Below are 8,821 nucleotides of genomic sequence, written 5' to 3' on the forward strand. Positions count from 1 at the left end.
TTGCAATTTTTTTTGAAATTAGGTAGAATAAAGGGGTTATAGCGTCCGTAGTGTAATGGATATCACGCGAGATTCCGATTCTTGCAATGGGGGTTCGATTCCCTCCGGACGCATTTAATCATACAAATAAACCGCTCTGTTGAGCGGTTTTCTTATTTTTATGCCAAATAATTTGAAGAAGCCTAATTTTGAGATTTTCTTCATCTTTCTGAAACAAGAGGTTTGCTGAATTTAGACTTTGAAATGAAACTACTGACTGATTTTGAATCATTTATTGAAGTAGTTGAGCTATTGCTTGATGAACATACTCCAAATAATAAGATTTTTTTCATAAATACTCTTGTTTATAAAATTTTATTAGAAATAATTTTTGCAAATTCCGAAAGATTTATTTGACTGACTTCAAATATTTCTCAAAGAAGAGGAATGGCCTCTTGACTTGGTTTGACTTGTGTTATCAAAATATGCTTTACGATGTCGGTCTTTGTTTAAGATGACGACTTAATTCATGAGAAACTCCAAAGTGGATAGATAGGGGAGTCCAAAAACTCTGTCAGCTCACAGTATCTCCTTGTTTATCTTCCAAAGGTTTTCAAAATTGTTTAGATATCAGCTAAAAAGGCCTAGTAGACAAGAATTTGAATAAAAAAATAGAAAATTACAGTTGAGACTAGAAATTTGCGAAAGTCTGTGTTATAATATATTTCGTTGTGAAAATGACGCCTAAGTATGACTCGTTAGCTCAGTTGGTAGAGCATTTGACTTTTAATCAAAGGGTCGCTGGTTCGAGCCCAGCACGGGTCACTAAATTTATTGAAGAAAAGATTGTGGGGATGGCTCACAATTTTTTCTTATTTTTGAAAAATATTTCTCAAAGTTTAGAGAAAACAACGGTAAAAGCTAATGATTCTAAAGCTTATGTTATGGAGGGTCAATGGAAATCCAATTTTTAGGAACTGGGGCAGGTCAGCCCTCGAAATCAAGAAATACTCAAGCGATTGCTTTAAAAATGCTTGATGAACGTAATGAAATTTGGCTTTTTGATTGTGGTGAAGCTAGTCAACATCAAATTTTAAATACAGCAATTAAACCTCGAAAAATTACAAAGATTTTTATTACACATTTGCATGGCGACCATATTTTTGGTCTCCCTGGTTTTTTGTCTAGCCGAAGTTTTCAAAGCTCAGATGAGCAGACTGATTTGGACCTCTATGGTCCTGTAGGGATTAAAGAGTTTGTTTTAGCGGGGCTTAGAATTTCAGGTTCACGTTTAGGTTATCGGATTAATTTTCATGAGATTGATTCAGCCGGAAAAATCTTTGAAGATGATTCTTTTGAAGTTTATACGGATTTGCTTGACCATACCATTTTCTGCTTGGGTTATCGCGTAGTAGAGAAAAATCGGGTAGGTGAGCTTGATGCCAATGCTTTAAAAGAAGCTGGACTTCCTTTTGGACCTCTTTTTGGTAAAATTAAAAAAGGAGAAGTCGTCGACTATGAGGGAAAAACCTTTGACCCTAAGGATTATATCGGAGCTGATAAAGTAGGGAAAATCGTGACGATTTTAGGAGACACGCGAAAAACCAACACAGCGGTGCGTTTGGCTTGGCAAGCAGATTTACTGGTGCATGAGGCAACTTATGAGGCCAGTGAGAGTAAAATGGCCAGAGCTCATGGGCATTCAACGACCAAGCAAGCGGCTGATGTTGCTAAGGAAGCAGGCGTCAATCGTTTGCTATTGACCCATATTAGTGCACGTTATGTTGGTCCTTTGGTAGGGCAATTGGTTCGTGAAGCGCAAGATGTTCACGCGAATACCTTTGTGGCCAAAGATTTATACGAGGAAAAAATTGGTTAAAAATATTGTAATTACAGGTGCAACTGGTGATATTGCAAAAGAAATTGTCAGCTTATTATCTAAGACAAATGACCATTTGATTTTGGTATCACGAAGTCGTACGGCTTTAGAGAAATTGTATGGGCAGTTAGCAAATGTCACTTTACTGACCAATGATGAACTTTTAACTGCTGAGCAATCTTATGATGTGGATATTTTAATTAATAATGCTGGCTTTGGTATTTTTAAAGAGTTTATTGAAATGACAGACTCTGAGATTACTGAGCAATTTGTCATTAATACATTGATGCCCATTCAGCTGACAAGACAGTTAAAACCAAGACTTCAGCTGATTAACATTGCTTCTATTGCTGGGAAATTACCGACAAGAAAATCAAGTATTTATGCTGCCAGTAAAGCAGCATTAATTACTTTTTCGGATGCCCTGCGCATGGAAAATCCACAATTAATTGTGACCACTGTGAATACTGGTCCAGTTCGGACCAAATTTCATAAGGATAATGGAGATTATCTTAATAAAGTGGGGAAAAGTGCTATTTCTGCCGCTAAAGTTGCTGACAAAATTGTGAATAACCTCGGGAAAAGAAAAAGAGAACTAAATTTACCGTGGACTTTATCCACAGCTGCCAAACTTCGCAGTCTTTTTCCCTCACTGGTTGATTTTTTATCAACAAGATTTTTTAATTTTAAATAGTATTCTACTGACAGTTTTTTATAGAAGCGGTTCATTCTTCTGTCAGTAAAAAAATAGCAGTCATTTGCGATAAAGAAGACTAAAACTTATCTTGCTTTGTAGCCATTTTTCTTTTAAGTAATTTGTGCTAAAATAATTGAGTTGAAGACAGAAAAAGATAAAGAGAACGAAAATGATAAAAGCGAAATATGATTGGAAATTGGACGAGACAGTCCTTTCGGAAGATTTTCTAAAAATAAGCAAAAAACATAAATTAGACGAATTAACAAGTCGAGTGCTTTATCAAAGAGGGATTCATGATGAATCTGAAATTGAAAAATTTTTAAAGCCGAATTTGGAAGATTTGCATGACCCATTTTTGCTTCACGACATGGAAAAAGCAACACAAAGAATTTTATCAGCTATTGAACAAGGTGAAAATATTCTGATTTATGGGGATTATGATGCTGATGGGATGACAGCTGCTTCTGTCATGAAATCTGCTCTTGACGAATTAGGCGCCGAAGCTCAGGTTTACTTACCAAATCGATTTACTGACGGTTATGGTCCAAATCTTGATGTTTATCAATATTATATTAACAATGAAAATATCAATCTTATTATCACTGTGGATAATGGGGTAGCAGGGGTGGAGGCAATCGCTTGGGCTCAAGAAAATGGAGTGGATGTCATTATTACTGACCACCATTCAATGCCTGACCAACTGCCTAATGCCTATGCCATTATTCATCCAGAGCATCCAGAAAGTCAATATCCCTTTAAATATTTGGCCGGTGTTGGAGTTGCTTTTAAAGTCGCCTGTGCCCTCTTAGAATATGCACCCCGCGAAATGCTAGATTTGGTGGCCATTGGGACGATTGCTGATATGGTTAGTTTAACTGACGAAAATCGAATTTTAGTCGCTCATGGTCTTAAAGTTCTTGCCCAAACAGAACGTGCGGGTTTGCAAGAATTAATGAAATACGCCGGCGTCGACTTTGACAAGGTCACCGAAGAAACTGTCGGTTTTCAAATCGCGCCACGGTTAAATGCTTTGGGGCGACTTGATGACCCTAATCCAGCAATTGAGTTATTAACAGGTTGGGACGAAGATGAAGCTCATGAAATTGCTAAAATGATTGACCAAAAAAATTCTGAGCGAAAAGATATCGTGGAAAAAATCCACAATGAAGCTCTAGAAATGTTGACAGATGAGCCTGTCCAAATTTTATATCACAAAGATTGGCATAAGGGGGTTTTAGGAATTGTGGCTGGGCGTTTATTGGAACAAATCCATAAACCAGTAATTATGCTCGCCGAAGAAGAGGGGATTTTGCGCGGGTCTGCTCGCTCAATTGATAGTTTTGATATTTTTAAAGCACTAAATGCCCACCGCGAACTTTTTATTGCCTTTGGAGGGCATAAACAGGCGGCGGGTATGACTCTAGCTCTGGAAAATGTTGAAGCGGTTAAAAAAGCAATGAGTGATTTTGTTGTGGATAATCATTTAGATCTTTCTAAAAAGAGTCCACTTGAAGTTGCGGATCGCTGTCATTTGGATGAAATTTCACTTGCTACTATTAATAATTTAGCAAAATTAGCCCCTTTTGGTATGGATAATCCCAAACCGCGATTCTTAGTAGAAGATTATAAAGTCATTCAAAGTCGTAGCATGGGCAAAGATAATGCACATCTTAAATTAAAAATTCAAGAAGAAAAGCAACAAATTGATGCCGTTTATTTTCAACATGGCTCAGAAGAGCTAGAATTTGAACAAGCCGAAACTAAACTTGTGGTGACACTTTCAAGTAATAGTTGGAATGGGAACACCAGTCTTCAACTGATGATTGAAGATGCCGATTCAATAGGTGTGGAACTCCTTGATATACGGAGCAGACAAATTTCTATCCCCAAAGAGGCTAATATTTTTTCTCAAAATCAGCTAAAACATGGTATAATGGAAGATGTGCTTGTCATCGAAGAGACACCTGTAGATTTAGCAGGTTTGTCAGTATTAGAAGAAGCTGTCAGTAAAGCAGCATCGGATGATTTTAAAATAATCTATTTTAAAAATAAAATCACTGATAGCTATTATTTAACAGGAAGCGGAACACGTGAACAATTTGCAAAGCTCTATAAGGCGATTTATCAATTTCCAGAATTTGATGTTCGTTATAAGCTTGAGTCGCTTGCAGATTATTTGAATATTCCTCATCTCTTGCTTGTCAAGATGATAAAAATCTTTGAAGAACTTGAATTTGTCAACATTGACAATGGCCTAATGACCGTTAATAAAGCGGCTCAAAAACGTGAAATTTCTGAAAGTACAATTTACCAAGAATTAGAAAAAATTGTAAAAATGCAAGAACTCTTTGCCTTAGCGCCAGTTAAAGAAATTTATCAAAAATTATTAGAAAAATAATTTCGTTTTTATATAAAATTTACTGACAGAAAATAATTAGACTGTTAATGTTAATTCTGTCAGTAAAAACAACGGACTTATGTTAGAAAAAGGAGCACTGACAATTCTGTCAGTAACAAAAACATGGAATTAAAAGACTATATTGCAACCATCGAAAACTATCCTAAAGAAGGCGTAGTTTTTCGCGACATCAGCCCTTTGATGGCAGATGGGAATGCCTATAACTATGCTGCTACCGAAATTGTTCAGTATGCTAGAGATAAAGAAATTGATATGGTTGTAGGACCTGAAGCACGTGGCTTCATCATTGGTTGCCCAGTCGCATTTGCACTTGGTGTAGGTTTTGCGCCAGTTCGTAAACCTGGAAAATTACCTCGTGAAGTTATTGAAGCAACTTACGAAAAAGAGTATGGTACAGATACACTTACAATGCACTCAGATAGTATCAAACCAGGACAACGCGTTTTGATTGTTGATGATTTGCTTGCAACAGGTGGAACCATTGCTGCAACAATTGAACTTGTTGAAAAAATGGGTGGAGTTGTTGTCGGTTGTGCCTTCCTTATCGAACTTGACGAGCTTAAAGGTCGCGAAAAAATCGGAAATTACGACTATAAAGTTTTAATGCATTATTAATTTCTGTCAGCCAGTCACCCAATAATTTCTGTCAGTACTCTTTTAGTAAAAGCTAAAAGGATACATTCGAGCTAATGGCAAGAGGACAGAGGTTTTTTGGTGTAAAATATTGACAGCAAGCCAATTTTGATATACACTATAAAAAGAAAATCTACAGAGGCGTTCGCTTTCTAGGAAACGAGCCCATATTATATTAGGAAAAGAGAGAGTAAAAACTTGAAAATTACAGCCTTAGAAGGACAAAAAATCTCAGAACTTTCAATGATTGAAGTTGCCCATGCTTTACTAGAGCAAAATGGCAAAGAAATGCAATTTTCTGAAATCATCAGAGCGATTCAAGATTATTTGGAAAAATCAGATGATGAAATTAAAGCTAGTATTTCTCGTTTTTATACAGAAATCAATACAGACGGAAGTTTCATTCCATTAGGAAATAACGTTTGGGCGCTTCGTTCATGGTATGCCATTGATGAAATTGATGAAGAAGTCATCGCTCTTGACGAAATTGAAGACGAAGAAGAAGAAAAACCAGCTAAAAAACGCAAAAAAGTTAACGCTTTTGGTATCGAAGACGAAATCGACCCAGAAGATGAAGAAGGCACAAAAGAAACAACAGAAGAAGATATGTCTTATGATACTCAAGCAGAAGATGAGGATAAAGATGACGTAGCTGCTTATGATGCTGAACTTGCTGAGGTAGAACTTGATAATGTAGATGAAGAAGTTGACATCGAAGTGGAAGACGATGAAGACGATTCAGACGATACTGATGAAGACTAAAACACATAAAAGTGAGGCATCAGCCTCACTTTTATGAATATTTTCTTTTTATTTGTAAAAGTTTAAAAGAACGGTTACAATTATAAAAAGAAAAATTTAATTATTGAGCGAGAGCTAATCATAAGGAGAACAAATTTGGTGGACAAAGAAACAACTGAATTTTCTCGAGGAAGTTTTAAAGAAAAAATACTTCGTCAACTTGAAGAAAATGCAGCGAAACAAGCAGAAACTAAGTTCCCAGACCCTGAAGATTTCGAACGTCCCAAAGGGAGTGAGCCAGAAACTTCTGAGCGAAAAATTGAACCACGGAAAGTTGAACTTGAACCGTTCAAGCTTCCAGTTTTCAAATTTCCAGAAGCAGATGAAGAAGAAGATTTTCAAGCACAAGTAGATGAAAACACTTCTCAAGAAACGGGTTCACTGCGTCAAAAATTAGAAGAAATAGTTTCTGATGAAAACCAAGAACAAACTTTCCCACCTCCTTTTTCAAGAAGTGAATCAGTAGTTCAAGAAGAACCGATTGAACAGGAAAATATTTCAGAAAAAAGAGAATCAGAAAAAATGGTGAAACACCAACCTTCAAGAAGAACGACTGCGCCATCTAAGAAGAATTCTTCTGGAAAGAAAAACAAAAATAAGAAAAAGAAAAAAGTTACGGCAGGAAAAATTATCACTGTAATTGTTGTTCTTTTAATTTTGGTAGTTGGTGGAACAGGCTGGTATGGTTATAATTTTGTAAAATCAGGAATTCAACCTCTTGATTCTAAAAATACAACAGTTAAATCAATCAGTATTCCAGCGGGGTCAAGTAGTAAACAAATTGGTGAAATTTTGCAAAGACAGTCCATTATTAAAAATGGAATGATCTTTCAGTATTACACAAAATTTAAAAATTACTCAGAGTTCAAGAGTGGCTATTATAACCTTTCGCCAAACATGAGTTTATCTACGATTGCTTCCAAACTGGAAGAAGGGGGAACCGAAAAACCTGTTGCCCCTACCTTGGGTAAAATTTTAATTCCTGAAGGCTATACATTGACACAAATAGCGAAAGCAGTGACAGTCAATAGTAACAGTCAAGAAAAAAATGCTAAAACGCCATTCTCAGAAGCTGACTTTATGAAGACTGTTCAAGATCCTACTTTTATTGCCAAAATGGTAAAAGCTTATCCTAAACTTTTTGCAAGTTTACCTACAAAAGATTCAGGAATCAAGTATCAGTTAGAAGGCTATTTATTCCCTGCAACCTATGATTATACAAAATCATCAACTGTTGAGTCTGTGATTGAAAATATGATTGAAGCGATGAATGCTCAACTTACGCCTTACTACGACACGATGACGCAAAAAAATCTGACTGTTAATGATGTTTTGAGTTTAGCTGCGCTGGTTGAAAAAGAAGCCAATAATGACGATGATCGTCGAAATGTAGCGGCTACTTTTTATAACCGTATGAATCAAGGAATGACTTTGGGTTCTAATTTATCAATTCTTTATGCTGAAGGTAAGTTAGGTGAAAAAACAAGCTTAGCAGAAGATGCTAATATTGATACTAACCTAGATTCGCCTTATAACTTGTATGCCAATACTGGATTTGGCCCTGGTCCTGTGGATAGTCCTAGTCTGTCATCAATTAAGGCGGTGCTTAATCCTGCGCAAAATGATTATCTTTACTTTGTTGCTGATGTAACAACTGGTAAAGTTTATTTTGCGAAAACCTTAGAAGAACAAAATGCAAATGTTCAAAAATATGTGAATGATAAATTAAGTAAATAGAGTATGATTGATTTTGATTTAACTAAAAAGAAAAGTTTATAATAAAAGGAAAGAAATAAAATGGAAAAAACATTCCCAATGACCAAAGAAGGTCTTGATAAATTAAAAGCAGAACTTGAAAATTTAAAACTCGTTAAACGTCCAGAAGTTATTGACCGTATCAAAGTTGCGCGTAGCTATGGTGACCTTTCAGAAAACTCAGAATATGAAGCAGCTAAAGATGAACAAGCCTTTATTGAAGGACGTATTTCAACTGTTGAAACAATGATTCGTTACGCTGAAATTGTTGACAATGCTAAAATTGCTAAAGATGAAGTGGCACTTGGTAAAAACGTTACTTTTGTGGAAGTCGGAGAAACTGACGAAGAATCATATCAAATCGTTGGTACTGCTGAAGCAGACCCATTTACAGGTAAAATTTCAAATGAATCACCCATTGCTCGTGTTTTGATTGGTAAAAAAGTTGGAGATATCGTTGATGTCCCATTGCCAGTTGGCGAAATGACAGTAAAAATTGTTAAAGTTGATTAATTGAATGAGAACTTAATAATAAAAAAGCCGTGAGTTGTAGTGACCCCCAAAATATAGACTTTTCAAATCTATATTTCGGAGGTCTTTTCTTATGGTCAAATATTCCATAGAATTAAAACAACGCGTTATTCAAGATTATTTATCT

Annotated in this window: 7 protein-coding genes and 2 tRNA genes; all 9 read left to right on the forward strand. The window is 35.9% G+C overall.

The annotated features are described in order from the left end of the window. Positions 1-41 precede the first annotated feature (41 nt). The 9 genes from RSC39_RS10555 to greA all read left to right on the forward strand — a co-directional run bounded on the left by RSC39_RS10555 (position 42) and on the right by greA (position 8,676). A tRNA-Arg gene (locus RSC39_RS10555) sits at positions 42-113 on the forward strand. Between the two features lie 618 nt (positions 114-731). Continuing rightward, positions 732-804, forward strand: a tRNA-Lys gene (locus RSC39_RS10560). Positions 805-934: 130 nt separating this feature from the next. Beyond that, positions 935-1,858, forward strand: a complete 924-nt coding sequence (rnz, locus tag RSC39_RS10565) for a ribonuclease Z (RefSeq protein ID WP_332537062.1) — start codon at positions 935-937, stop codon at positions 1,856-1,858. Continuing rightward, positions 1,851-2,552 carry an SDR family NAD(P)-dependent oxidoreductase gene (locus RSC39_RS10570; RefSeq protein ID WP_332537064.1) on the forward strand — a complete coding sequence of 234 codons (702 nt, stop codon included), beginning with the start codon at positions 1,851-1,853 and terminating at the stop codon, positions 2,550-2,552. Before rnz ends, RSC39_RS10570 begins: the two co-directional genes overlap by 8 nt. Before the next feature lie 172 nt (positions 2,553-2,724). Continuing rightward, positions 2,725-4,953 carry a single-stranded-DNA-specific exonuclease RecJ gene (gene recJ, locus RSC39_RS10575; protein ID WP_332537066.1) on the forward strand — a complete coding sequence of 743 codons (2,229 nt, stop codon included), beginning with the start codon at positions 2,725-2,727 and terminating at the stop codon, positions 4,951-4,953. 123 nt (positions 4,954-5,076) lie between these two features. Further along, positions 5,077-5,589 (forward strand): adenine phosphoribosyltransferase, encoded by a 513-nt coding sequence (locus RSC39_RS10580; protein WP_011834623.1) that lies wholly within the window; start codon positions 5,077-5,079, stop codon positions 5,587-5,589. Between the two features lie 216 nt (positions 5,590-5,805). Further along, entirely contained in the window at positions 5,806-6,369 is a 564-nt protein-coding gene (gene rpoE / locus RSC39_RS10585; RefSeq protein ID WP_015082149.1) for a DNA-directed RNA polymerase subunit delta, read from the forward strand. 135 nt (positions 6,370-6,504) lie between these two features. After that, positions 6,505-8,145, forward strand: a complete 1,641-nt coding sequence (gene mltG / locus RSC39_RS10590; protein ID WP_063281438.1) for an endolytic transglycosylase MltG — start codon at positions 6,505-6,507, stop codon at positions 8,143-8,145. Positions 8,146-8,205: 60 nt separating this feature from the next. Then, positions 8,206-8,676, forward strand: a complete 471-nt coding sequence (gene greA, locus RSC39_RS10595) for a transcription elongation factor GreA (protein ID WP_011834626.1) — start codon at positions 8,206-8,208, stop codon at positions 8,674-8,676. Positions 8,677-8,821: the final 145 nt, after the last annotated feature.

The organism is Lactococcus sp. (assembly GCF_036648155.1).
Lineage (GTDB): Bacteria > Bacillota > Bacilli > Lactobacillales > Streptococcaceae > Lactococcus > Lactococcus cremoris.

What these genes read in the sequence shown, in the direction of transcription:
- RSC39_RS10580 (WP_011834623.1), top strand. Translation starts at nt 5,077, where the DNA reads ATGGAATTAAAAGACTATATTGCAACCATCGAAAACTATCCTAAAGAA.
- rnz (WP_332537062.1), top strand. Translation starts at nt 935, where the DNA reads ATGGAAATCCAATTTTTAGGAACTGGGGCAGGTCAGCCCTCGAAATCA.
- recJ (WP_332537066.1), top strand. Translation starts at nt 2,725, where the DNA reads ATGATAAAAGCGAAATATGATTGGAAATTGGACGAGACAGTCCTTTCG.
- greA (WP_011834626.1), top strand. Translation starts at nt 8,206, where the DNA reads ATGGAAAAAACATTCCCAATGACCAAAGAAGGTCTTGATAAATTAAAA.